The sequence below is a fragment of the Halovenus carboxidivorans genome (genome assembly GCF_009831575.1).
In the GTDB taxonomy this organism is placed as follows: Archaea; Halobacteriota; Halobacteria; order Halobacteriales; family Haloarculaceae; genus Halovenus; species Halovenus carboxidivorans.
On the sequence record NZ_WUUT01000003.1, the window covers coordinates 186,928 to 209,398 of the forward strand.

24 protein-coding genes are annotated in these 22,471 nt (G+C 66.2%); 12 read left to right on the forward strand and 12 right to left on the reverse strand.

All coding sequences use genetic code 11. The annotated features are described in order from the left end of the window. Window positions 1–39: 39 nt before the first annotated feature. Both GRX03_RS08925 and GRX03_RS08930 read right to left on the reverse strand, forming a co-directional pair. Window positions 40–489, reverse strand: coding sequence for a GtrA family protein (locus GRX03_RS08925; RefSeq protein ID WP_159763861.1), 450 nt, complete (start codon window positions 487–489; stop codon window positions 40–42). After that, the gene (locus GRX03_RS08930) at window positions 479–1,249 is read right to left on the reverse strand and encodes a glycosyltransferase (protein ID WP_159763862.1); all 771 of its coding nucleotides are present in this window, start codon (window positions 1,247–1,249) and stop codon (window positions 479–481) included. The genes GRX03_RS08925 and GRX03_RS08930 overlap by 11 nt, the downstream gene beginning before the upstream one ends. Window positions 1,250–1,474: 225 nt before the next feature. On the opposite strand from GRX03_RS08930, the gene GRX03_RS08935 reads away from it, so the two are divergent. From GRX03_RS08935 to rnhB, 4 genes are all read left to right on the forward strand, one after another. Then, window positions 1,475–2,431 (forward strand): alpha/beta hydrolase, encoded by a 957-nt coding sequence (locus tag GRX03_RS08935; protein ID WP_368278314.1) that lies wholly within the window; start codon window positions 1,475–1,477, stop codon window positions 2,429–2,431. A 57-nt stretch (window positions 2,432–2,488) separates the two neighbouring features. Further along, window positions 2,489–2,656, forward strand: a complete 168-nt coding sequence (locus GRX03_RS08940; protein ID WP_159763864.1) for a hypothetical protein — start codon at window positions 2,489–2,491, stop codon at window positions 2,654–2,656. Between the two features lie 321 nt (window positions 2,657–2,977). Then, window positions 2,978–3,196: a YgaP family membrane protein gene (locus tag GRX03_RS08945; protein ID WP_159763865.1), complete on the forward strand. Its 219-nt coding sequence runs from the start codon at window positions 2,978–2,980 to the stop codon at window positions 3,194–3,196. Between the two features lie 54 nt (window positions 3,197–3,250). Continuing rightward, a complete protein-coding gene (gene rnhB / locus GRX03_RS08950; protein WP_159763866.1) occupies window positions 3,251–3,883 on the forward strand; it encodes a ribonuclease HII in 633 nt (210 codons plus the stop codon). A 22-nt stretch (window positions 3,884–3,905) separates the two neighbouring features. On the opposite strand, the gene GRX03_RS08955 is transcribed toward rnhB, so the two are convergent. The 4 genes from GRX03_RS08955 to GRX03_RS08970 all read right to left on the reverse strand — a co-directional run bounded on the left by GRX03_RS08955 (window position 3,906) and on the right by GRX03_RS08970 (window position 8,353). Beyond that, entirely contained in the window at window positions 3,906–4,658 is a 753-nt protein-coding gene (locus tag GRX03_RS08955; RefSeq protein ID WP_159763867.1) for an IclR family transcriptional regulator, read from the reverse strand. A 434-nt stretch (window positions 4,659–5,092) separates the two neighbouring features. Beyond that, window positions 5,093–7,297 carry an LUD domain-containing protein gene (locus tag GRX03_RS08960; protein ID WP_159763868.1) on the reverse strand — a complete coding sequence of 735 codons (2,205 nt, stop codon included), beginning with the start codon at window positions 7,295–7,297 and terminating at the stop codon, window positions 5,093–5,095. Further along, window positions 7,294–7,794 carry a LutC/YkgG family protein gene (locus GRX03_RS08965; protein WP_159763869.1) on the reverse strand — a complete coding sequence of 167 codons (501 nt, stop codon included), beginning with the start codon at window positions 7,792–7,794 and terminating at the stop codon, window positions 7,294–7,296. Before GRX03_RS08965 ends, GRX03_RS08960 begins: the two co-directional genes overlap by 4 nt. A 112-nt stretch (window positions 7,795–7,906) precedes the next feature. Continuing rightward, window positions 7,907–8,353 carry a universal stress protein gene (locus GRX03_RS08970; protein ID WP_159763870.1) on the reverse strand — a complete coding sequence of 149 codons (447 nt, stop codon included), beginning with the start codon at window positions 8,351–8,353 and terminating at the stop codon, window positions 7,907–7,909. A gap of 91 nt (window positions 8,354–8,444) precedes the next feature. Here GRX03_RS08970 and GRX03_RS08975 point away from each other — a divergent pair, with 91 nt between their 5' ends. From GRX03_RS08975 to GRX03_RS08990, 4 genes are all read left to right on the forward strand, one after another. After that, window positions 8,445–8,645 carry a VNG_1110C family protein gene (locus GRX03_RS08975; RefSeq protein ID WP_159763871.1) on the forward strand — a complete coding sequence of 67 codons (201 nt, stop codon included), beginning with the start codon at window positions 8,445–8,447 and terminating at the stop codon, window positions 8,643–8,645. Between the two features lie 148 nt (window positions 8,646–8,793). Further along, on the forward strand, window positions 8,794–9,282 hold the full coding sequence (locus tag GRX03_RS08980) for a 50S ribosomal protein L11 (protein ID WP_159763872.1): 489 nt from the start codon (window positions 8,794–8,796) through the stop codon (window positions 9,280–9,282). An 83-nt stretch (window positions 9,283–9,365) separates the two neighbouring features. Continuing rightward, window positions 9,366–10,607, forward strand: a complete 1,242-nt coding sequence (locus tag GRX03_RS08985) for a carboxylate--amine ligase (protein WP_159763873.1) — start codon at window positions 9,366–9,368, stop codon at window positions 10,605–10,607. Window positions 10,608–10,647: 40 nt separating this feature from the next. Then, window positions 10,648–11,988 carry an LLM class flavin-dependent oxidoreductase gene (locus GRX03_RS08990; protein ID WP_159763874.1) on the forward strand — a complete coding sequence of 447 codons (1,341 nt, stop codon included), beginning with the start codon at window positions 10,648–10,650 and terminating at the stop codon, window positions 11,986–11,988. A 65-nt stretch (window positions 11,989–12,053) separates the two neighbouring features. Here GRX03_RS08990 and GRX03_RS08995 read toward each other — a convergent pair whose 3' ends face one another. Continuing rightward, on the reverse strand, window positions 12,054–12,746 hold the full coding sequence (locus GRX03_RS08995) for a carbonic anhydrase (RefSeq protein ID WP_368278238.1): 693 nt from the start codon (window positions 12,744–12,746) through the stop codon (window positions 12,054–12,056). 229 nt (window positions 12,747–12,975) lie between these two features. Further along, complete coding sequence (locus tag GRX03_RS09000; RefSeq protein ID WP_159763875.1) at window positions 12,976–13,131, reverse strand: hypothetical protein; 156 nt, start codon at window positions 13,129–13,131, stop codon at window positions 12,976–12,978. 151 nt (window positions 13,132–13,282) lie between these two features. Between GRX03_RS09000 and GRX03_RS09005 the strand changes: the two genes are divergently transcribed. After that, window positions 13,283–14,566, forward strand: coding sequence for an MFS transporter (locus GRX03_RS09005; RefSeq protein ID WP_159763876.1), 1,284 nt, complete (start codon window positions 13,283–13,285; stop codon window positions 14,564–14,566). Between the two features lie 47 nt (window positions 14,567–14,613). Continuing rightward, complete coding sequence (locus GRX03_RS09010) at window positions 14,614–15,633, forward strand: NADP-dependent oxidoreductase (protein ID WP_159763877.1); 1,020 nt, start codon at window positions 14,614–14,616, stop codon at window positions 15,631–15,633. 3 nt (window positions 15,634–15,636) lie between these two features. Here GRX03_RS09010 and GRX03_RS09015 read toward each other — a convergent pair whose 3' ends face one another. Genes GRX03_RS09015 through GRX03_RS09025 form a run of 3 tightly spaced genes read right to left on the reverse strand, consistent with a single transcriptional unit; the run spans window position 15,637 to window position 18,069 of the window. Beyond that, window positions 15,637–16,617 carry a phosphotransferase family protein gene (locus GRX03_RS09015; RefSeq protein ID WP_159763878.1) on the reverse strand — a complete coding sequence of 327 codons (981 nt, stop codon included), beginning with the start codon at window positions 16,615–16,617 and terminating at the stop codon, window positions 15,637–15,639. Next, entirely contained in the window at window positions 16,614–17,282 is a 669-nt protein-coding gene (locus GRX03_RS09020; protein WP_368278239.1) for an HAD family hydrolase, read from the reverse strand. Before GRX03_RS09020 ends, GRX03_RS09015 begins: the two co-directional genes overlap by 4 nt. A 40-nt stretch (window positions 17,283–17,322) precedes the next feature. After that, on the reverse strand, window positions 17,323–18,069 hold the full coding sequence (locus GRX03_RS09025) for a hypothetical protein (RefSeq protein WP_159763879.1): 747 nt from the start codon (window positions 18,067–18,069) through the stop codon (window positions 17,323–17,325). Between the two features lie 97 nt (window positions 18,070–18,166). Between GRX03_RS09025 and GRX03_RS09030 the strand changes: the two genes are divergently transcribed. Both GRX03_RS09030 and GRX03_RS09035 read left to right on the forward strand, forming a co-directional pair. Then, window positions 18,167–20,335, forward strand: a complete 2,169-nt coding sequence (locus GRX03_RS09030; protein WP_159763880.1) for an N-6 DNA methylase — start codon at window positions 18,167–18,169, stop codon at window positions 20,333–20,335. 45 nt (window positions 20,336–20,380) lie between these two features. Beyond that, complete coding sequence (locus GRX03_RS09035; RefSeq protein WP_159763881.1) at window positions 20,381–21,397, forward strand: ArsA family ATPase; 1,017 nt, start codon at window positions 20,381–20,383, stop codon at window positions 21,395–21,397. Between the two features lie 8 nt (window positions 21,398–21,405). On the opposite strand, the gene GRX03_RS09040 is transcribed toward GRX03_RS09035, so the two are convergent. Then, window positions 21,406–22,410, reverse strand: coding sequence for an alcohol dehydrogenase (locus GRX03_RS09040; RefSeq protein WP_159764171.1), 1,005 nt, complete (start codon window positions 22,408–22,410; stop codon window positions 21,406–21,408). Between the last annotated feature and the right edge of the window lie 61 nt (window positions 22,411–22,471).

The following is a 22,471-nucleotide window of genomic DNA, read 5'->3' on the forward strand; positions in this document are numbered from 1 at the left end:
GGGGACCATTATTAAAGGGTTACGTTCGGGGCGTTGACATCAGGCGACCTGCCAGGTGTAGAGGCTCTCGGCGACGTAGTTGAACACCATCCCGATACCGATACCGATGCCGTTCGCGACGACCGGCCAGAAGTCGACGCCGCGGATCAGAAGCTCAAAGTCCGGGATCCGAACCAGCAGAATGAGCACGACGAACCCGACGGTGAGTCCGACCGCTCGGACGAGGTGTGACTTCCCCCACCGGCCGACGACGGCCCGAAACGAGAGCGCCCCGCTGGCAGCGAAGGTCCACCGGTCGTTGATCAGAAACATCGTCGAGATCGAAAGCTCCGCGCCGACGGCCTTGGCAGGGACCGCGCCGACCCCAAACAGCGTCGTCAACACCGCGACGACGACCGTCTCGATGCTCGCCCCGACGACGCCGACCGAGACGAACTTCTTGAACCGGCCGAGATGCAGCAGTGACTCGACCCGCGAGTCACCGCTCATCGTTTTCCGGATGATAGACCGCCGAGGAGGTCGTTTCCTCTCGATCACGGACGCCGGCGTCGCGCTTGCTGACGTTCGAGCGATACCAGATCTTCCCGACTGCGCCCGCGAGTTCGACGGTCGTCCAGAACGGGTGGACCGTCGAATCGGGGCGGTCGTCCCACTCGACGGGCACCTCCGAGATGCCGTATCCGAGCGATCCGGCGACCGACACGAACTCCAGATCCCACGCGAACCCCTCCTCGTGGCAGTGCTCGCGGATCTCCGCCCACGCGTCGGCGCGGACCGCCTTCGCGCCACACTGGTAGTCGTAACAGGCCGTCGTGAGCAGATTCCGCGCCACGAACGCGAAGGCGTCGCCGAGCATCCGCCGACCGATCGTCTGGTGGCTGTGAATCTGTGCGTCCGGGTGCCGGCGGGAGCCGATACTCACTGCCGCCGTCCCCTCCTGGACCCGGTCGACGACGGTCTTCATCGACCGGGCGGGCACCGAACCATCGGCGTCGGCAAAGGCGAGTACGTCCGTCGAGAGCGCGTCGAATCCGTCGGTGATCGCCCGTCCCTTCCCGCGTCGCCGCTGGCTGGCGTTGACCTCGTCGGCGACGGAACTGATCTGTGCGACCGTCGAATCAGCAGGGGCGTCGATTTCGACGCGCACGGTCGCAGGCGAGAGCAGATCCCGAACGTCCTCGATGTACGCCGTCAAAAGCTCCACGTCGGGGCGATATGCCGGAATAACGAATCCAAGCGACCCACTCATGGTACAGTGAACCGCTCGTCCGACTGATTCGCACACAGGCGATACATAGCTGTGACTGGCGGAATGAGTCCCTCAGTGTTAGTTTTGTCGTCTGGCGGTTCTCGCCGGGAGTCCCCGTCGACGCCACAATTTCGGAGTCGAGAACCGACCGACGCGACGACGGCCATCTCTACCGCTGCACGGAGATTTATACCACGGACGGATGTATGAGAGACGATGACAGCGATCACTGCCGAACGCAGCCCCGAACCGGATCCGCAGGTCGAGCAGTTCCTCCAGTTGTACGACTCGATGGACGTGCCGGAGTTGCACGAACTCTCGCCGCCGGAGGCCCGGGAGGTCCAGGAACAGCTCTCGCAGGCCGACCCCGACATCGACCTCCCGACGGTCGAAGACCGGACTATCGACGGGCCGGACGGTGAAATTCCGATCCGGCTGTACGATCCCCGGACGGAGGAGACGGAGACGCCGCTGATCCTCTTCTATCACGGCGGCGGGTTCGTCGTCGGCAGCCTGGACACCCACGACGGCCCGTGCCGGAAACTCGCCGCAGAGACGGGCTACCCCGTCGTCAGCGTGGACTATCGCCTCGCCCCGGAGCATCCGTTCCCGGCCGGGCTGAACGACTGCTACGCGGCACTCGAGTGGGCCAGCGAGACCGACGAACTGGGGATCGACTCCGGGCAGATCGTCGTCGCCGGCGACAGTGCCGGGGGGAACTTCGCCGCCGCCGTCTCCCTGCTCTCCCGGGACCGCGACGGTCCGGAAATCGCCGCGCAGGTGCTCGTCTATCCCGTCACCGGCGACGCCGCGGAGACCGACTCCTACGACCAGAACGGCGAGGGGTATTTCCTGACCACCGAGACCATGGAGTGGTTCCACGACCAGTATCTCGACGACCCGATCGACGAGGGCAACATCTACGTCGCGCCCCGCCTGGCGGCCGATCTCTCCGATCTGCCGCCCGCGACGGTCGTCACGGCGGGGTACGACCCGCTCCGGGACGACGGCGCGCTGTACGCCGAGCGACTGCGCGACGCCGGCGTCGAGGTCAGCCATCACAACTTCGGCGGGATGATCCACGGCTTTTTCAACATGATCGCCGATCCGGTAGACATCGACGCTGCACACGAGGCATACGACGCCGTCGTCGCTGACCTCGACGGGATGCTCGACGACTGACCTCCCGGAGGTGCATATTTATCCCAGTAGTCCTAACCGAGTGGTAGTCGCTGTCAGATGTCGCTCATTCCACCACAGACCGAAGAGATCGAACGGGCACTCGAACAGGGGAACCGTCGGCTGCTGCACTGTCTGAACTGCGGCGGCCAGATCGTCGCTATCCGCCACGGCGGGTCCTGTCTCCGGTGTAGCTCCGAGGCAGTCATCGTCGAGCGGTACGACTGACCGGCTCGCACCCCGCACGTACTCTGCCTCGTTCCGACATGCTCGCGTTGCTGTCTCGCACGCAGTCGTGGCGGCCGTATTTATCGGAGCCGTTCGCATAGACGAATGGGTGGTCTCCGATTCCGTTCATCTCGCCACAGACCGACGCGATCCGGGCGGCGCTCGAACGGCCCGACCGCACGCTGTTGCACTGTCTCAACTGCGGCGGGCAGGTAGTTGCAACCGACCACGACGACGGCTGTCGCATCTGTGGTTCTCGCGCGGTCGTGATCGAGCAGACCGACTGAAAGCTACAAGTTCGTTGCACGCTAACAGTCTGGTATGCCAACCGAACGAAACGTCGGCGGCACAGATCGGATCGTTCGCGCAGTACTCGCGGCCGTCTGTACGGTCCTGGCTGTCTCGGCGCTACGGGCGGGACGGCGCTCGCTCGGGACGGTCGCGGCGCTGGCGGCAGTCGGACTCGGCTTTAATACCGTCACCTGTTTCTGCGGGCTGAACAAGGCGCTGGGGATCGACACCACCGGCGACGGCGAGTGACCCGCCGTCCGGCGAGATCACAAGAAAATTACCACCACGTCTCCCACTCGCGGTATGGAGTTCGGTGTCGACGAGGCCGGCAAGGGTCCGGTTCTCGGTTCGATGTTCGTCGCCGCGGTTCGGGCCGACCCCGACCGACTGCCGGCGGATGTCGGTGACTCGAAGGGGATCGACGCCCAGCGACGCCAGGAACTCGCAGCGTCGATCCGCGAGGTTGCGACCGCCGAAGTCGTCGAAATCCCCGTCGAACGGATCGACGATCCCGACACCGACATGAACTCGCTGACGGTCGCCGGTCACGGCGAGGCGCTGGCGGGCGTCGTCGAAGAGGGTCTCTCCGGCTACGCCGATGCCGGCGACACGAACGCCGTCCGCTTCGAGCGCCGCGTCGCCGGCGAACTGGAGTGCTCGGTCGATTTGCGTGCCGAGCACGGTGCCGACGAGCAGTACCCGATCGTCGGTGCGGCGAGCATCCTCGCCAAGGTCGCCAGGGAGCGCCACGTCGACCAGTTGGCGGCGGAGTACGGCGCCGTCGGCAGCGGCTATCCGAGCGACCCGACCACCCGGGAGTTTCTGGAGTCGTTCGTCCGCGAACACGGCGAACTGCCCGACTGCGCCCGGGCGTGTTGGCAGACCAGCCAGGACGTGCTCCAGGCGCTGGATCAGGCCTCGCTGTCGGATTTCTGAGTGCGTTTCCTCATTGCGAACGCTACCCCTTGAGGTTCAGTTCGATGACGTTGCCGGCCTGATCGAGGTAGGTCCTGAGTTGCTGTTCGGTCTCGCCGGTCATCACCCGACTGGCGGGGCCGGTGACGCTGATCGCGGCCGGTCGGGGGCCGGGAACCGACAGCGGACGGGCCAGACAGGCCATCCCCTCAACGGACTCCTCGCGGTCGTACGCGATCCCCTCGCGGCGGATCTGCTCGATCTCGTCGAAGAGCCGTCCGCTGTCGGTGATCGTGTGGTCGGTGGCCGCCGGGAGACCGTGGGTGTCGATGATCTCCTCGATTCGCTCGTCCGGTAGCGTCGAGAGAATCGCCTTTCCGATCCCGGTCGCGTGGAGGTAGACCCGCCGGCCGGTCTGCGTGTTGATGTCGACCGCTTTCGGGCCTTCTGCGGTGTAGACGTAGACCCCCTTGCCGCCCTCCTCGAACATCAGATTCGCGAGCTCGCCGGAGTCTTCGGCTAGCTGTCTGACCTCCGGATAGGCGGTGTCGTAGACGCCGTCGTATCGCTGTGCGTAGCCGCCGAACTCGAGCGCGCGCAGTCCGATCCGGTAGCGGTCGTCGGTCTCGACGACCAGCCCGTTGGATTCGAGCGTGTTCAGATGTTTGAAGATCGTACTCTTCGCGACGGAGAGATGGCCCGCGAGTTCGGTGATTCCGGCCTCCCCGTCGAGTTCGACGATAGCCTCCAGGATCCGTATCGACGTTTCGGTCGCGCGGACCCGATCGTCCGACATGCCTGCCCGTACGCCACCGCCGGTGATAAGCGTGTCCGGAGACCCGGAGTTCACGATGAGGAAACGACGCGTCTGACCGGCGTCGCCGCGCGAAGTCGCGGTCGCCTCTAATACGGGTAATTCAGGCCTTCTACCGTGTTATCGCAGCGATCAGGCTCCCGAAACACGCTTCGGGCCCGTTTCGCGTGAGAAAACATAGAAAATACGACATACATTTAGGTGTCCGGGGCCTAGCGAGGAGTGATGACAGAACAGAAGTCCCCGTCCACGGACGCACGAATCGCCCTCAAAGACACGCCGAACAGCTCGGATCTCGACGAAGCGACGAGTCCGGTTGAGTACCTGATCGAGAAGCTCCTGTAGTCTGAAATACAGTTATTATTTTTTATACGTTCGACGAGCACACCCGGTAGTCGCTTCGCCGCGACCGGGCGTTACCGCGGATCGAGCAGTTCGACCGGGTGCGGCACCGGCCGGTCGTAGAGGAGATCGAGTTGGGTCTGACAGGAGGTGCCGCTGGCGGCGATGCGCTCGCCGCTGACCTCGCCGAGGTCGTCCCGGAGATGCTCCCCGACCGCCCGTGCCACGTCGGCGTACTCCTCCTTGTAGCCGAAACTGCCGGCCATCCCGCAGCACTCGACGTCCGAGGTCCGGACGTCGTAGCCGGCGCGGTCGAGCAGTTCCTCGGTGTACGCCGCCAGTTCGAGCGTGCGCTGCTGGCAGTGGCTGTGATACGCCACGGAGACGCCCTCGGCGGTCGACAGCGCGTCGACCTCGCGGCCGTTCTCCAGCAGTCCGTAGACGAACTCACAGATCTCGTAGCTGTGCCCGGCGAGTCGGTCGGCGGACTGCTCGGGGAGTAGTTTCTCGTAATCGTCGCGGAACATCGCCGCGTCGCTCGGTTCGATGACCACGACGTCCCGACCCCGGTCGATGTGGGTGACGAGCGTGCCGTAGACGAATTCGGCCTGGCTGCGAGCGGTCTCGATCATCCCCTGCGAGAGCGGTGCTCGACCGCTCTCCGCGACCGCCGGGATGTGGACTCGCACGTCGAGGGCCTCGAGCACGCGCACGGCCGCCTTCCCGCGCTCGGGATCGAAGTAGTCGGTGTATAGATCCGGGTAGAGGACCACGTCGCGGTCGGGGTCGACGACCTGTGGTCCCCGGTTCATGTACCACTCCCTGAGCGTCTCGTCTGCCAGGTCCGGGAGAGTCCGGTCGGTGTCCACGCCGAACACCGAGGCGAGCAGTCGCTTCCCGGGGCCGGAGTTTTTGACGGCGTTGGCCAACCTGGGCGTCTTGCTGCCGATCTTTGCGAGCGTCTCGACGTTGCCGAACAGCCACTTCTGGCGGTCCAGTCCTCCCGTCTCTTCGTCGGGGTGTAGCCCCTCGACCAGATACTCGAAGTCGTCGGCGTCGACCTCGCGGTTCAGCCGGTTGCGGACGACGGTGTTTATCCACGGGATGTCGATATCGACCGGACACTTCGGCTCGCAGCGCGAACAGCCCGTACAGAGGTCGTTCATCTCGCTGGCGCTCTCGATGCCGTGGACACCGGCCTCCCAACCGGTGCCGATCCCCCCGGTGTAGGTCTCTCCGCCGAAGCCGTGGCCGCCGACCGCCTGGAAGTTCGAGCAGGCGTTCGAGCAGGCCCCACACCGGATGCAGTACAGCGTCTCCCGCAGTTGCTCGTCCTCGCGCATCCCCATCCGACCGTTGTCAAGCAGGATGAGGTGAAAGTCCCGGTCGTCGCTGTCCCGGAACTCGTCGGCCTCGAAATCCGGCACTGGCGTGTCGACCCGCGGGGTCAGAAGCGAGACGTAGGAGGTGATGTCCTGGCCCGTTCCGGTCCGGGCGATCAGTTCCGTGAACGGCTGGAGGTCGACCAGCGAAGGGACGAGTTTCTCCACGCCCGCGACGGCGATGTGCGTGTCCGGGGTCACCGCGGTCTTGCGGGCGTTGCCCTCGTTGGTGACGAGCATGAGCGTCCCCGTCTCGGCGACGACGAAGTTCGCTCCCGTCATCCCCACGTCGGCCTCTCTGATCCGTTCGCCGACCTTCTGGCGGGCGAACTCGGTTAGCTCCTGTGGGTTCTCGCTCAGCGCGTCCTCGCCGGTGAGACCGAACTCCCGGTTGAACAGTTCGGCGATCTCTCCGGGGGACTTGTGCATCGCCGGTCCGATCAGGTGCGAGGGTTTCTCGTCGGCGAGTTGGATGACGTACTCCCCGAGATCGGTCTCGATGACATCGTACCCCGCGGATTCGAGGTGTTCGTTGACCTCGATCTCCTCGGTGGTCATCGACTTGCTTTTGGCCAGGGTCTGGGCGTCCTGTTCGGCCATGATCTCCTCGACGATCCGGTTGGCGTCGGCGGCGGTCTGGGCGACGTGGACCTCGCCGCCGTTCGCCTCGACGGCCTCGTCGACCTCTCCGATCAGCGCCGGTAGCTCCTCGATGGCCTGCTCTTTGATCTCGCGGGCCGCCCCGCGTAGCTCCTCGTAGCTGTCGAACCGTTCGAGCGCGTAGTCCGAAAGTTGGTTGACCGTTCGGGTGTTCTGGCCGACGGCGTCCCCCTCCGTCTCGATCAACCGACGAAACTCCGAGGCCGTCCCCTCGCGGTCGCCGCGTTTCGAGCTCATCGGTCCTCCAGCACGAGAATGTGGACCTCGTGCGGCCCGTGCACGCCCTCGATCAGCGTCCCCATGTCGGCGGTGGCGCTCGGTCCCGTCGCCAGCACCTGACTGTCGGCTCCCCCGGCGAACTCCTCGCTGAGGCGCTCGTAGGCCGCCTTCATGTCGGGTTCGATCGCACTCGCCGCCAGCACGGCGACGTGTCGTGGCGTGTAGAGGCTGACGAGTTCGCTCCCCGCGCCGTCGCTCGGCAGCGTCACGGTCCCGTACTCCCCGATTCCGACCCGTGCCGGCGTGACACCCGTCTCGGCCGACTGTAGCTCCTCGGGCGAAAACTCGGTCTCGACGGGGCTCTCGTCGAGCGACACGCCCTCGAACGGCAGTGGTGTCCCGACGGCGGGCTTCTCGATAGCCGATTCCAGCGTCTCGGCGAACTCCTCGGCCGTCGTCTCGTGGACGGTCGCCGTCCCCGCGGCCGATTCCCGAAACGTCTCTTCGGAACTCATGTTCTGCGATAACTACTCCCAGCCCCCTAACCTTTTCCCGGCGCTCGATTCGGCCCGTCGCTCGCCCGGGTCGACGTTCCCACGCGACCGACGCGGCCCGGTGTCAGATCGGTCACTCTTCGCCGCTCCGCTCTCTGGCGACGGTGACGGGCACTGGTGACCGTCGAACGACGGTCTCTGCGACGCTGCCGAGCAGGATCCGGGAGACGCCCTGCCGACCGTGGCTCCCCATGACGATGTGGTCGATATCGTTCTCCCCGGCGACCTCGACGATCGTGGCCGCGGGCTTGCCCGTCTCGATGAGATGCTCGATGTCGAGCCCGTGTGACTCCACGACCGAGTCGAGATCTTCGAACCGCTCCTCGGCGCGTCTGCGCTGGTTTTCGTACCAGTCTTCGGGGATGTTCGGCACGGAGGTTTCGGCGCTGAAGCTCGCCTCGGCCGGGTCGATGACGTGTAAAAACAGGATCGTTCCCGAATCGAACAGCTCGACGGCGAGTTCGCAGGCGGTTCGGGCGTGATCAGAGCGGTCGACCGGTAGGAGGATCCGAGTGCTCATACGGGAAGTCTCGCTGCCGCTCAGTTGAACATTTCGGGCGGCCCGGCACGCTTTCGACACACTAATACGAGGATAGTCAGTAGTACGCACAATGACAGAAGTAGCTCGTCTGCGTGACAGCACGCAGATACTGCTGCCACAGGGCTCGCTGTCGGGGATCGAGGGGGAACTGGAGGAGCGGTTCACGGTGACCGTCCGTGCCGAGGACGGCCAAGTACGGATCATCGGCAGTCCCGTCGAGATCAAAAGCGTCAGCGATTACCTCGCGCGCAACGGCGTTACCGTCGCGTAGTGTCGCCGGCTGTAGACTCCCGAGAGATTCGCCGTTGGGGGGCGGCGAACCCTTCGATTTCGCACAGCCGGCGCCACGAGCTCTGGGGGGAGTTCACACCGCGGCGAGAAAAAGGAATTCTTAAACCCACGCCGACGGAGTTTCGTGTATGGCTGATACGATTGAGGTACTCGTCCCCGGGGGACAGGTCGATCCCGGACCGCCGCTCGGCCCGGAACTCGGCCCGACGCCCGTGGACGTGCAGGCTGTCGTACAGGAGATCAACGACCAGACGGAGGCCTTCGACGGCACCGAGGTCCCCGTCACCGTCGAGTACGAGGAGGACGGCTCCTTCGAGATCGAGGTCGGTGTCCCGCCGACGGCCGAACTGATCAAAGACGAGGCCGGCTTCGAGACCGGCAGCGGCGAACCCCACGAGGAGTTCGTCGCGGATCTCTCCGTCGACCAGATCAAACAGATCGCCGAGCAGAAACACCCGGACCTGCTCTCGTACGATCTCAAAAACGCCGCCAAGGAGGTCGTGGGTACCTGCGTCTCCCTGGGTGTCACCATCGAGGGCAACGACCCCCGCGAGTTCAAACAGCGCATCGACGAGGGCGAGTACGACGACCAGTTCGCGGACGAAGCCGCGGCGTAAACTTCCGGGTTCTCCGCGTTCGCTTCGAGTGACCAGCGCCGCGACCCGGATGATTTTCGGGTCCCGATCCAGTAGGGTGGGTAATGACAGCCTTCCGTACCCACGACGAGTTAGTCGACGCCGTGAGCGAGGCGACCTTCGACCGGCCGCCCGCCGTCGTCGCTAACGCACACATCACCGGCCTCGGAGTCGCGCGGGCACTCGCCGCTCACGACGTGCCCGTGATCGCCGTCGACCGCAGCGGTGATGGGGCCGCACCGCCCTCCGCCGCCGTCGCGTTCGCGGGCGAAGTGACCTATCCACTGGACGACCAGGCAGGGTTCCGCGAGGATGTCGAGGCCCTTGCCGCGGCCGCGGGAACCGATCTCGTCGCCTTCGGCTGTATGGACGAGTGGGTCCACGCCTTCGCCGACACCGACCCCGAGGGCGTTCGACTCCCCTTCGCCGACCGGGAGATCATCGACGACGTGCTCGACAAGTCCTCGCTGTACCGTCTCGCCGAGCGACTCGACGTGCCCTATCCGGAGACGGTGTTTCTCGACGACGGTACCGTCGAGGAGCGTGTCGACCGGGCGACGGACCGACTCGGACTGCCGCTGGTCGTCAAGCCGGCGTTCAAGCGGGAGTTCGAGGAGGCGGTCGGGACGAACGTCCTCGAAGTCGAGACGGCCGAGGAGTTGCGCGACATCCTGACCCGCGCCCGGGCGGCGGGCATCGAGGTGATGGCCCAGCGCAAAATCGACTCGGTGCGCGGCCAGGATCACTCCCTGGCGTCGTACGTCGGCCCCGACGGTGATGTGCTCTCGCTGGTCGGGAACGCCCGCGTGCGGAACCCGCTCGATTTCGGCACCTCCTGTCTCGTCGAGCGCGCCGAGAAGCCGGTGATCGAACAGCGCGCGCTCGACGTGCTCCGGGAGACCGACTACTACGGAATCAGCGAGGCCGAGTTCGTCTACTGTCCGGACCGGGAGGAGTATCTCCTGCTGGATATCAACACCCGGCCCTGGAAGTGGATCGGTCTGCCGGTGGCCGCGGGGGCGAACCTGCCGATGGCCGCCTACGCCAGCGTGACCGAGGCGACCTACGAGAGTCCGGGACTCACGGACACCCGGTGGGTCTACCTCCCGGATTACGTCGAACTGCTCGCGACCAACAGCGGCGTCCGTGATCGGCTCACGCCGACCGATTGGCGGGCAATTCTCTCGGGCGATATCCAGAGCTACGCCGACCTCACGACGGGCGTGTACCGCCCCTCCGATCCGGACCCGGCCTACCAGGTGCTCCAGTCGACGCTCGGCGTGACCGACTACTACTGTTCCTGCTGATTCCGGTCCGTATTTCCTCGTGGAATCCCGGAGAAGTGATATGGCCGATCACCTCCACCTCAATCTCTTCACGATGAATTCGGTCGAACACGTCACCGTCGGCTCCTGGCGGTATCCGGGAGACCAGTCCCACCGGTACCGCGACCGGGAGTACTGGACGGAGGTCGCCCGAACCGCCGAACGCGGCGGCTTCGATGCGATCTTTTTCGCCGACGTGCGGGGCATCTACGACGTGTACGACGACGACCGCGATCCGGCGGTCGAGCGGGCGGTCCAGACGCCGTCGAACGATCCCGCCTATCTCGTTCCGGCGATGGCCGAGGTGACCGACGACCTCGGATTCGCGGTCACGAAATCGACCTCCTACAACCATCCCTACCAACTCGCCCGCGAGTTCTCGACGCTCGATCACCTGACCGACGGCCGTATCGCGTTCAATATCGTCACTTCCTACCTGGAATCGGCTGCGACGAATCTCGGCCTGGACGGGCGGATCGACCACGACGAACGGTACGACCGCGCCGACGAGTTCATGGAGGTCTGCTACGCCCTCTGGGAGGACTCCTGGGAGGACGACGCCGTCCGGCGGGACCGCGCGGCCGGCCAGTTCACCGATCCGGAGAAGGTCCACGAGATCGACCACGAGGGGCAGTACTTCGACGTGCCCGGGCCACACGGGTGTGAGCCCTCGCCCCAGCGGACACCCGTGCTCTACCAGGCCGGCTCCTCGGACCGCGGTCGGGAGTTCGCCGCCCGCCACGCCGAGGCGGTCTTCGTCAGTCAGCCCAACGAGGACGCCGTTCGTGAGTACATGGCCGACCTCGAATCGCGAGCCGAAAACCACGGCAGAGACCCGGACAGTATCGTCTTCTTCCCCGGACTGGTGCCGATTGTCGGTGAGACGGAGGAGTTGGCACAGGCGAAATACGAGAGCTATCTCGACGCCATCGACGTGGAGGGCGTGCTCGCCCTGCTGTCCGGGTTCGTCGACATGGATCTCTCCGAACTCGACCCGGACCAGCGCCTCGAACACATCGAGACCGAGGCCATCCAGGGGGTCATCAACGCCTTCACGACGAACGACGACCGCGAGTGGACGGTCAGGGAAGTCGCCGAGTTCGCCGGACTCGGCACCACCTCGCCCGTCGTCGTCGGAACGCCCGAGGAGGTCGCCGACGAGTTCGAGTACTGGTACCGCGAGGTCGGCGTCGACGGCATCAACGTCAAGGAGGTGATCCGACCGGACACGCTGACGGACTTCGTCGATCTGGTCGTGCCGGAACTGCGCGACCGGGGCGTCCTCGCGGACCTCTCGGGCGAGACGCTCCGCGAGCGAACGACCGGCAGACGCGGTTTGCCGGAGGGCCACCCGGGCCGGTAAGAACCTTCGAGCAACGGAGCCGTCCAGACCCGTCGGGCACTCTCGACGGTTAGTTCGCGTGCGAGTCAGAGGAGCCGTCTGACGTGTGAGCGGTACTCCTCCGGGACCAGCCCTTCGAGGGCGGTCGTGTCCGTCTCGCCGTCGACGTTGACCAGATACGCCCGACCGGGCACGTCGCCGTAGACGCCCTGGAAGTCGTAGACGAAGCCGAACACCGAGATGTCGTCGGGGACGTCCTCGCTCTCTTCGAGAAACCGGATCTGCCAGTCGACGTTGTACTCGACCAACTGATCGACGAGGCCGACGTCCCGGTCCACGTCGATCCGGTCGTCGTCCAGCCCGCTCTCGATGACCGGCGCGAGCAGGTCGACCCACTTGGTGACGCCGCTCGGCGTCCCGCCGCTGGGGCCGGACCGAACGACATCGAGCGCGGCGGAGATCGCTCCGCAACCGGTGTGGCCGACGACGAGCATCACGTCGGTCCCCGCGTAGGTCACCGGATAGAGCACGCTCCCGTCGACGACCTGTTCGCCGCCGTGGCGGTCCCAGACCTGATTGCCGATGGTGCTCGGCGTGAACAGCCAGCCGGGCTCCTGCACGTCCCACATCGCCTCCTGGGAGACCCGCGAGTCCGAACAACAGACCGAGACCGCCGCCGGCTCCTGGCTGGTCTCGACGCCCTCGAAGAACGCGGCCGGCATCGAGTCAGTGTGGCTGGCGTTGCGTTCGAGCAGTTCCGCGAGCGTGGTCTCTGGCACACGGTGACGTTCCGCACAGGTGCAGTAAGTTCTATCGGAGGTGTTCGGGAACTGCTGTTCGTCGGCTACTGCCGTCCAGACCTGATACACTCTCGTCGGGATCCGAACGGGGTTCTATCGTGCTGATTGCCTGCAATTCTATCTGCTCTTAGCGCCGTGTCCATATTCTAAAACGACTATAAACGCGGTCGTTTCGTGGCCAGCGACCGAGCGACGACTGGGAGAGCCGTTACGGCTCGTGGCCCATCGTCACGTCACCGAGGCCGCTGTGACACTCCGCACACCGGTATCGCCGCACGAGTCCGTCCGCGAGTTCTTCGACCGAATCGCCCCCGCAGTCACAACTGTTGATCTGCGAGGGTGCCTGAGTTCTCGTCCACTCCATACCACCAACCCGACCCCGAGCCACTAAACAGTGTTGTGTGTATCGTTGACACCATTTCCACTGGAAGCCCGCGCGCCGCGGAATCTATCATTGATAATAATTATACTTGGGGATAGAAACCTTTTCAGCCCGACCCCGAGGAGTAAGCGCCATGAGCTACTGGTCGTCGGCGACGTCGCGGCGTTGGCTGCTGTGGGGGCTGCTCGCGGCCTCGTATCTCCTGGTCAACACGTATCGGCTGTCGACGGCGGTCGTCGCCGAGCAGTTGATGGACGCCTTCGCGATTGCTGGGGCGCAGTTGGGAACGCTACACGCCAGTTTCTTCCTGATCTACGCGGTGATGCAGATCCCGACGGGGGTGCTCGTCGACTCCGTAGGGCCGCGCCGGACGGCCGCAGTCGGCGGACTCGGAACGAACGTCGGCGCGGTCGTGTTCGCGCTCGCGCCGACGTATCCGGTGGCGTTCGCGGGCCGGTTCCTGATCGGACTCAGCGGCAGCGTGATCTTCGTCTCGATGCTGCGGTTCTGTGCGAACTGGTACACTGCGGAGGAGTTCGGCACGATGAACGGCGTGAGCTTCGCCGTCGCGGGGATGGGCGGCATCGTCGCGACGACGCCGTTCGCGCTGCTGGTCGGCGCGGCGGGCTGGCGGTCGTCGGTGATCCTCCTCGCGTCGGCCGGGTTCGGCTTCGCGGTACTCGTCTACCTGTTCGTCCGGGACTCGCCCGAGCGAGCGGGTCTCGACCCCATCGAAGGCGTCCCCGAACCGCCGCGTCCCTCCGGGGCCGAGAGCTGGGCCTTTCTGAAGCAGGTGGTCCGCGACCGCCTGACCTGGGCCGTCTTCGTGATCCTCTTCTGTGCCGGCGGAGTGAACCTCACGCTCTTCGGGCTGTGGGGGATTCCGTACATCCGGCAGGTCTACGGGACGACCGTCACCACGGCCTCGCTGTTCACGCTTCTGGGTGGCATCGGCGCGGTCGTCGGCCCGCCGTTTTTCGGCTGGCTCTCGGATCAAACCGGACTGCGAACCGAAATCGTCGTCGCCGGCGGCGTCCTCTACACGACCGTCCTCACGATCATCGCCGTCTTCGGTGACCCGCCGCTGGCGGTCGTCGGCGTCGCCTTCTTTCTGACGGGTGGGTTGCTCGGTGCGTTCGTGCTCACCTATCCGCTGATCAAGGAGCGCAACCCGGACCGCGCGAGCGGCATCGCGCTCGGGACGATCAACGGTGCTTCCTTCCTCGGTGCGGCCGTCTTCCCGTCGGCGATGGGGCTCATTCTGGACTCGTACTGGACGGGCGAACTCTCCGGCGGCGCCCGCGTCTACACGACGACGGGCTACCGGGTGGCGTTCGGACTGGCCGCCGTCGCCGCGCTGCTCGCGCTGTGTTGTGCCCTATGGCTCCACCGCCACGACGACGGGGCCGTCGCGTGAACGAGGGGGATCCAAACTGACTTGCCAGTGCCGAGTGAATGCGGGGTATGGCAGAGACACACCACGTCTACAAGCTCGCGAAGCGACCGACGGGAACGCCGACCGAAGAGGCCTTCGACTACGTCGAGGAGGAGATTCCCGAACCGGGGCCGGGCGAGGCGCTCGTCCGGACGATCTACATGTCCGTCGACCCGTACATGCGCGACCGGATGCGGGCCGGCGAATCCTACGCCGAACCGTGGGATGTCGGCGAGCCGCTGAAGTGTGCGGTCGTCGGCGAGGTCGTCGAGAGCAACGGTGCGGGCTACGAGGCCGGCGATGTCGTCACCGGCGAGATGCACTGGGCGGAGTACGCGACCGCTCCCGCGTCCGCTCTCACCCAGATCGACCCGGACCGCGGCCCGCTGTCGGCGTATCTCGGCGTGCTCGGTATGCCCGGTAACACGGCCTACTTCGGCGTCAACGAGGTCGCCAAGCCGCGGGCCGGCGAGACCTTCGTCGTCACCGGCGCGGCCGGCGCAGTCGGCTCGGTTGCGGGACAGATCGCGAAGCTCAACGGCGCGCGAGTGATCGGCTTCGCCGGCTCCGACCGGAAGGTGGAGTTCCTCGAAGACGACCTCGGCTTCGACGTTGGAATCAACTACAAGAAGGTCGACGACTACGGCGCAGCGCTCGCGGAGGCGGCCCCGGACGGCGTCGACTCGTATTTCGACAACGTCGGCGGTCCGATCACCGACGCCGTCTTCAACCAGCTCAACGTCGACGCCCGCGTCGCCGTCTGCGGTCAGATCTCGCTGTACAACGCGACGGAGGTGCCGACGGGGCCGCGAAAACTGCTCACCCTCATCCAGAGCCGCGCGACCGTCGAGGGCTTTCTGGTCAGCGACTTCAGCGAACGCTTCGACCAGTCGGCCCGCCAGCTCGGCCAGTGGGTCGCCGACGGCACGATCCAGTACCGCGAGACGGTCACCGAGGGGCTGGAGAACGCACCCGAGGCCTTCCTCGGCCTGTTCGAGGGCGACAACATCGGCAAACAGCTCGTCCAGGTCAACGAGTACGAGGGCTGACGCTCACAGCGCCCGCCGGAGCGACTCACGGTGGAACTGCACTGCCGCCTCCCGGTCGACCGGCGGATATCCCGGATTCGTGACGACCCCTCGGGAGTCGACCGCCGTGCTCGCGATGGCCGCGACGCGGTGTGCGGACTCGACCGCCGGCGGCGCTCGAACGGATTCGTAGCCGCGACGAAAGGCCGACCGAAGCGTCTCGGCGCGCTCGCGGGAGACGTACCAGTCGGCGACGAGATACTCGGCTTTTGCGTAGGACAGCGCCGGAGCGGCGGCCAGCGGCCCCTCCCAGTCGACGATTGCGGCCAGCTCCCCGTCGTCGACGAGCGCGTTGCCCGGTCGGAAGTCCCACGGGAACAGCCGCGGCGTCGACGAGTCGGCGGGCGAACCCGCCACGACGGACCGAAGCTCCGGTTTCAGCCCGTCGAACTCAGACGGCAGCCGTCCGATAGCGGCCTCGCCGTAGGTCGTGAGGTACCGCCCGCCGTCTCCGGGCGGTGTCGACCCGTTGGTCGCGAGTTCGAGTCCGCCGGCGACGACCTCCCGCTCGGCTGAATCCACTCGAAGCGTTCCGTCCGCGGCCGAGACGGGCCCCCAGCCGTCGAACTCGAAGGCCTCGTGAACCTCCGCGAGCGAGCGACCGAACCGCTCGACGATCCGTCGCCGGTCGCCGGACGCGAGTTCGGTGAACTCCTCGTGGAGGTCCGCCCCCGAGATTAGCGGCGTCACGAGCCAGCCGTCGCCGCTGTGCAGTGGCCGCGGGACGGGTACGTCGGTCCGCTCGGCGAGCGCGTCGAGCAGTCGACCCTCCGTCCGGATCGCGGCGTGATCGGCGGATCGCTGCACGACGACTGGGTCTGCGTCGACGAATCGGACGACCGTCGTCTGCTTGCGGTTGCCGCGGTCGAGCCGTTCCGTCTCCGTCACCGTCGCTCCTGGTCGAACCGTGTCGAGAATCCCGTCCAGCTCAGGTGTGTCGATCATTCGTCGAGAACCTCGTCGAGTTCTGTTAGCGAGTCGATGACATACTCCGGATGGTAGTCGCCGGCGTCATCGTCTCCGCGCAGCCACGCGACCGCCAGCCCGGCGTTCTGTGCGCCGGCGACGTCGTACCCGAGTGAATCGCCGACGTACAGCGCCTTCTCCGCAGGGACGCCGAGCGCGGACAACATCGCGTCGAACGGCTCTCTGTGGGGTTTCCGTCGCGAGAGGTCGCCCGCGTAGACGATTTCGTCGACGCGGTCGTGCAGGCCGAGCGCCCGGATCTTCGGCTCCTGGCGGCGCCGTGGCCCGTTCGTGAGCACGCCCACCCGGCCGACTGCTCGCGCCCGGTCGAGCGCGCGCTCCGCTCCCGGCAGAAACTCCACCTGGGAGTGATCGATCGTTTCGGCGAGGGCCTCTGCCAGCGCGATCGGGTCGATATCGGTCTGGCCGTACTTGGCGGCCAGCCGGGCGAATCCGGCGCCGAAGTAGCTGACTGAATCGTCCGGGTCCGGCGGGCCGTCCAGCGCCGCCCACAGCTCTTCCGGTCGGCCGAAGGGTTCGACACCGACACGCTCGAACGCTCGGTCGTACAGCGCTCCCGTATCGTGGCTGTTCCGACAGAGCGTGTTATCGAGATCAAAGACGACGGCGTCGAACCGAGACACGGGTAGACGTTGGCCGGAAGGCCCAAATCGGTTGCGGCTGTCACTCCTCGTTCGAGCCGCGCAGCATCTCCCAGAGCGCGACCAGCCCCTCCTCGCGGCTCGCACCCTTCGAGATCATCACCCCATCGAAGGTCTCTATCGTCTCGGTCGGCGGCGGAGCGAGATGATCCATGTGGTAGATGAGCCGTGTCAGCCAGCCGAGCACCGCCGTCTGTCCGACGAAGACGGCGGCGGTGACGAGCGTCCCCGGCGCGACGATGCCGACGACGAGGCCGACCCCGATGTAGGCGAAGGCGACGATCACGAGCAGCACCGTCACCGTCGCGAGGATGTCGTTGACGGCGGTCATCCGGGCGTTGTACTCGATCCACTGGGCGTAGCTGCGGAGCAGTTGCTCCCTGAAATCTCGGGTGTGCTCGCCGTACTCGGCGGCGATTGCCCGCTCGATGTCCTGGGCATCGAGGCCGCCGCGGAGGTTCGAGGAGGTGTACGTGATGCCGGCGAGCGCGGTCGAGAGGAGCAACAGTCCCACCCCGACGAGGATGAACACGTTCAGGAACGGTTCGATGGTGATCGCCGTCTGGACGAAGATCGATCCGCCGGTGACGACCAGCCCGAACAGCAACAGGTTCGCTTTCAGAATCTCGATCGCCTTGGCGTCGATCTCACGGAGGCGCTGGACCTGGTACTCGAAGGTGCGCTGTAACTCCTCGCGCGCCAACTCGAAGGTGTCCTGGCTGATTCCGGCCGGCGATGTCGAGGTCTCCGCCGGTTCGCCGTCGTCCATAGCCCCCGATTCAGGCAGTCGGGGCCTAAAACTGACGGTCCCACCGGGGGGCGACCCGACAGCTACATTCCGGCGGAACCGTACGAACCAGTTGCGAATGACGACCGGGATCGACATCGCGACCCTCGACCGCCGGAGCGAGCGATACCGGCGGTTCGTCGACCGCGCCCGCGACCTGCTCGGGACGGACCGGAGGTTTCAGCGCGCCCACGCTCAGTGGCTTCGCTCGCTCGAAGCGAGCCACGGACGGATCTTCGAGGAGGTCTCCGGCGCGGCACCCGAGCGGGAGCTGTTCGTCGAGTCGCTGTATTTCGATTTTACCGTCAGCGGGCTTCTCGAACGTCTCGAAAGCACCCTCGGGGTGACCGTCACCACTCCCGACTCGGGGGGCCGTTCGGTCGCGCTCGAACCGCTCCACGAACGGATCGTCGCCAGTAGCGGCCTCGATCCGGTCGGCGACTCGATCACGGACTCGGCGCTCCGTGCCATCGATGTCGGGACTCTCCGAACGCTGTACGAGCGGATCGTCTCTCGGGAGACGCGGCTGGCGCTCGGGGAGTACTACACCCCGCGCGGCGTCGCCGAACTCGCGGTCGACTCGCTTCAGATCGACGATCCGGCCTCGGCCACGATGCTCGATCCCGGGTGTGGCTCCGGCGTCTTTCTGTCGGTCTGTATCGACCGGAAACTCGCCGCGCTGGCCGACCGGCCGCCGGCCGAAACAGTCGAGACTGTCACCTCCTCGGTCTTCGGGATCGATCTGAACCCGGTCGCGGTCAAGACGAGCACGCTCGCGTACCTCATCGCGCTGTGTCCGGTCCTCGACGCGGAGGCCGTCGAGACCGTCGCGCCGCCGGTGTTCCACGCGGACGCGCTCGGGCTGACGGGGACATCGGCCGTCCCGGCGGAGCTTTTCGCCGGGGTCGACTACCTCCTCGGAAACCCGCCGTGGATCACGTGGGATCGACTGAGCGAGCGCGTCAAAACTCGTCTCCGCGAGCGATACGTCGACGAACTCGGGCTGTTGCCCCACGGCGGGGCGGCCGCCCGACTCGGCCACAGCAACGACGACATCTCGATCCCGTTCGTCTGGATCTGTCTCGACCGGTATCTCCGCGCGGGCGGGGCGGTGAGCGTCGTGTTGAAACGCGATCTGCTGACGGGTCCGGCCGGAGCGATTCTCCGGAAACTCCAGGTCGGTGATCGCTCGCTCTCGATGAGTCACGTCCACGATTTCGCCGGCCTCGCCCCCTTCGGCAGCCAGGTCGGGGCCGACGCCGCCCTCTACACGATGTGGGCAGACACCGACCCGTCGTTTCCGGCGGAACTGACGGCGTGGACGGGTGAGTCCGTCGATTTCTCGACGCGGGCGGCGCTCGCGGAGACCGCCGACCGGACCGAAACTACCGTCGCGCCGCTCGACCCGGACGACCCCACCTCCGCGTGGATCCGGGCGGACGCCGAACGCGGGGCGCTCGGTCCCTGCGCCCACGAGATCCGCCACGGAACCAAAGACGACGCCGAGGCGGTCTTCTCGGTCGACAGGGATCTCCTCGACCGGATCGAGCCCGATCTGGTCTACCCTTACATCAAGTCCCGCCACGTCGTGAAATACGGCCTGTTCGGTCACGAACTCCGGTTAGTTCCCGTCAAGAAGGCGAACCAGGACAACGAGGCAGAACTGCGCGAGCGGTATCCGGAGACGTATCGCTACCTCGCCGACCGCCGCGAGCAACTGACAGACCGGGCCTCATCTTGGCTCGACGACGGCCCCTTTTACAACGTCTTCGGCGTCGGCGAGTACACCTGGTCCCCCTACAAGGTCGTCTGGTGTCGACTGGGGTTCAACCCACACTTCGCGGTCGTCTCGACGGTCGAGGACCCCGACCTGGGCGAGAAACTGGTCGTTCCCGGCGACCACTACATGTTCATCGGGGCCGACGACGAGCAGGAGGCACACGCCCTCTGTGCGCTGTTGAACTCGGCGGTCTATCAGAAATCGCTGCGAGATATCGCCAGCGCGGGCAAATCGAGCCTCTCGAAGGCCGTCGTCTCCGAACTCGCGCTCCCGCGGTTCGAGGATCTGCCACACGGGGACCGACTCGCGGAGCTGTCGATGCAGGCACACGACATCGTTCCGGGGTACACGGACCGGAGCAAGCGGGCGTACAACCAGCTCACCATCGAGGAACTCCAGCCCGTTCAGGCCGAAATCGATCGACTCGTCGAGGAGAGCGTCGCCCGCGGCGGCGCGGTCGAGCGCTGAGTCGGGACCGACGGGTACACAATCCGTCGGGATCTACGGCCGCGTATGAACGTGGATGTCGAGCCGGTCGAGGACGTGCCAGTCGAGGAAGACGCCGTCCCGACCGGTATCGATGCCCCGGAGTACGTCCTCTACGGGGGGAAAGGCGGGGTCGGCAAGACGACGATGGCAGCCGCCACCGCGCTCGCGAGCGCACGCGGCGAGACGCCGACGCTCGTGGTCTCGACCGACCCGGCACACTCGCTGTCGGACACGCTCGACGCCGCCGTCCCGGACGAACCGACACGGATCCGGGATGACATCCCCCTGTTCGCCGCCGAAATCGATCCCGAGGCCGCCCTCGCGGAAAGCCCCTTCGGCGGGGAGTCGAACCCGCTGGCCGGGATGATGGGCGATGGCCCCGATCCGCTCGGCGGGTCGATGCCCGGTTCGGACGAGGCAGCGGCGATCCGGCTGCTGCTCGAGTATCTCGACGATCCGCGCTTCGACCGCGTCGTCGTCGATACCGCTCCGACGGGGCACACTCTCCGGCTGCTCGAACTGCCCGAGATGCTCGATTCGATGGTCGGGAAGATGCTCGCGCTTCGCGAGCGGATGAGCGGTATGCTCGGTGGACTGTTCGGTGACGACGACCAGGAAGCACAGGCGGGTGTCGACGACCTCCGGGAGTTCTCCGAGCGCATCGAACGGCTCCGCGACCTGCTCCGGGATCCGGCCCGGACGGACTTTCGAGTGGTAATGGTGCCCGAGGAACTGAGCGTCCGGGAGTCCGAACGGCTACTCGACCGCCTCGACGGCTTCGGTATCCCGGTCGGAACGATCGTCGTCAACCGCGTGATGCAGGACCCGACGGAGGTGGCCGATATCGATCCGGACTGGGTCGTCGCTCCCAACCACACCGACTGTTCGTTCTGTGCCCGCCGCTGGGAGGTCCAGCAGGAGGCGCTAGCTCGCTCCCAGGAGCTGTTTCGCGGACACACCGTCCGCCGCGTGCCGCTTCTCGCCGAAGAAGTGCAGGGAGAGCGTCTGTTACGCGTCGTCGCGGCCTGTCTCTCTGAGTGAAGCGACCGTCACGGCTCCAAGACGACCCGGAACCGCGCCTCGTTTTCGAGCATCCGTTCGTAGGCAGTCTCGACCTCGGTGAGCGGGTATGTCTCGATTTCCGGGGTGATGTCCCGGAGCGAACTGAACTCCAGGGTGTCCTGTGAGTCCCGGGCGTGGCCGGATGCCCACCCTTCGACCCCGCCGCGGGTCCCGACCAGTGTCTGTCCGTCGACGGCGATCGGTTCGCCGGGTACCCCGACGACGACGACGCGCCCGTCGATACCGAGTCCTCCGAGGACGGACTCGATCGCATCACTTGCGGGTGCCGTGGCGAGCACCACGTCCGCGCCGCCGAGTTCCTGGAGCCGTTCGGCGGGGTCCGTCTCGGTGGTGTCCACGAAGTGATCCGCGCCCAACTCCTTCGCTAGCTCGGCCTTGTCGGGACTTCTCGAGAGCGCGACGGTCTCGAAGCCGGCGGCGTGGGCGTACTGGATGCCGAGATGACCCAGCCCGCCGACCCCCTGCACCGCGACGAGGTCGCCCGGGTCGGCGTGGCTGTTTCGGAGCGCGTTGTAGGTGGTGACGCCGGCACACAGAAGCGGGGCGGCGTCGGCGGCGTCGAGCGCGTCCGGCACTGCAGCGGCGGCCTCGGCGGGGACGGTCGCGTACTCGGCGTAGCCGCCGTCGTACGTGAGCCCCGTCACGTCGCCGTTCTCACACTGGAGGAAGTTCCCTCGTCGACACGGTTCACAGGTGAAACAGTGGCCGCCGTGCCAGCCGACGCCGACGCGGTCGCCCGCCTCCCAGGTCGACACCCCCTCGCCGACGGCGTCGACCCGGCCGGTGATCTCGTGGCCCGGCACCCGGGGGTAGGAGACGCCGGGGTAGGTTCCCTCCTTCACGTACGCGTCGCTGCGACAGATTCCACAGGCCTCGACCGCGATGCGAACCTCGCCCGGATCGGGCTCCGGGATCTCTCGGTCGACGACCTGGAACTCGCCACCCGCTTCCTCGACCACGACTGCTTGCATCGTTTCGGACATGTTGAACGTATTCGTCCTCCAGCGAAATAATCCACACGCACGCCCTCCG

What these genes read in the sequence shown, in the direction of transcription:
- GRX03_RS09030 (WP_159763880.1), top strand. Translation starts at nt 18,167, where the DNA reads ATGACGACCGGGATCGACATCGCGACCCTCGACCGCCGGAGCGAGCGA.
- GRX03_RS09025 (WP_159763879.1), bottom strand. Translation starts at nt 18,069, where the DNA reads ATGGACGACGGCGAACCGGCGGAGACCTCGACATCGCCGGCCGGAATC.
- GRX03_RS08945 (WP_159763865.1), top strand. Translation starts at nt 2,978, where the DNA reads ATGCCAACCGAACGAAACGTCGGCGGCACAGATCGGATCGTTCGCGCA.
- GRX03_RS08930 (WP_159763862.1), bottom strand. Translation starts at nt 1,249, where the DNA reads ATGAGTGGGTCGCTTGGATTCGTTATTCCGGCATATCGCCCCGACGTG.
- GRX03_RS08985 (WP_159763873.1), top strand. Translation starts at nt 9,366, where the DNA reads ATGACAGCCTTCCGTACCCACGACGAGTTAGTCGACGCCGTGAGCGAG.
- GRX03_RS08980 (WP_159763872.1), top strand. Translation starts at nt 8,794, where the DNA reads ATGGCTGATACGATTGAGGTACTCGTCCCCGGGGGACAGGTCGATCCC.
- GRX03_RS09000 (WP_159763875.1), bottom strand. Translation starts at nt 13,131, where the DNA reads ATGGAGTGGACGAGAACTCAGGCACCCTCGCAGATCAACAGTTGTGAC.
- GRX03_RS09015 (WP_159763878.1), bottom strand. Translation starts at nt 16,617, where the DNA reads ATGATCGACACACCTGAGCTGGACGGGATTCTCGACACGGTTCGACCA.
- GRX03_RS08925 (WP_159763861.1), bottom strand. Translation starts at nt 489, where the DNA reads ATGAGCGGTGACTCGCGGGTCGAGTCACTGCTGCATCTCGGCCGGTTC.
- rnhB (WP_159763866.1), top strand. Translation starts at nt 3,251, where the DNA reads ATGGAGTTCGGTGTCGACGAGGCCGGCAAGGGTCCGGTTCTCGGTTCG.
- GRX03_RS08970 (WP_159763870.1), bottom strand. Translation starts at nt 8,353, where the DNA reads ATGAGCACTCGGATCCTCCTACCGGTCGACCGCTCTGATCACGCCCGA.
- GRX03_RS09040 (WP_159764171.1), bottom strand. Translation starts at nt 22,410, where the DNA reads ATGCAAGCAGTCGTGGTCGAGGAAGCGGGTGGCGAGTTCCAGGTCGTC.
- GRX03_RS09005 (WP_159763876.1), top strand. Translation starts at nt 13,283, where the DNA reads ATGAGCTACTGGTCGTCGGCGACGTCGCGGCGTTGGCTGCTGTGGGGG.
- GRX03_RS08975 (WP_159763871.1), top strand. Translation starts at nt 8,445, where the DNA reads ATGACAGAAGTAGCTCGTCTGCGTGACAGCACGCAGATACTGCTGCCA.
- GRX03_RS09035 (WP_159763881.1), top strand. Translation starts at nt 20,381, where the DNA reads ATGAACGTGGATGTCGAGCCGGTCGAGGACGTGCCAGTCGAGGAAGAC.
- GRX03_RS08960 (WP_159763868.1), bottom strand. Translation starts at nt 7,297, where the DNA reads ATGAGCTCGAAACGCGGCGACCGCGAGGGGACGGCCTCGGAGTTTCGT.
- GRX03_RS08940 (WP_159763864.1), top strand. Translation starts at nt 2,489, where the DNA reads ATGTCGCTCATTCCACCACAGACCGAAGAGATCGAACGGGCACTCGAA.
- GRX03_RS08990 (WP_159763874.1), top strand. Translation starts at nt 10,648, where the DNA reads ATGGCCGATCACCTCCACCTCAATCTCTTCACGATGAATTCGGTCGAA.
- GRX03_RS08965 (WP_159763869.1), bottom strand. Translation starts at nt 7,794, where the DNA reads ATGAGTTCCGAAGAGACGTTTCGGGAATCGGCCGCGGGGACGGCGACC.
- GRX03_RS09010 (WP_159763877.1), top strand. Translation starts at nt 14,614, where the DNA reads ATGGCAGAGACACACCACGTCTACAAGCTCGCGAAGCGACCGACGGGA.
- GRX03_RS08955 (WP_159763867.1), bottom strand. Translation starts at nt 4,658, where the DNA reads ATGTCGGACGATCGGGTCCGCGCGACCGAAACGTCGATACGGATCCTG.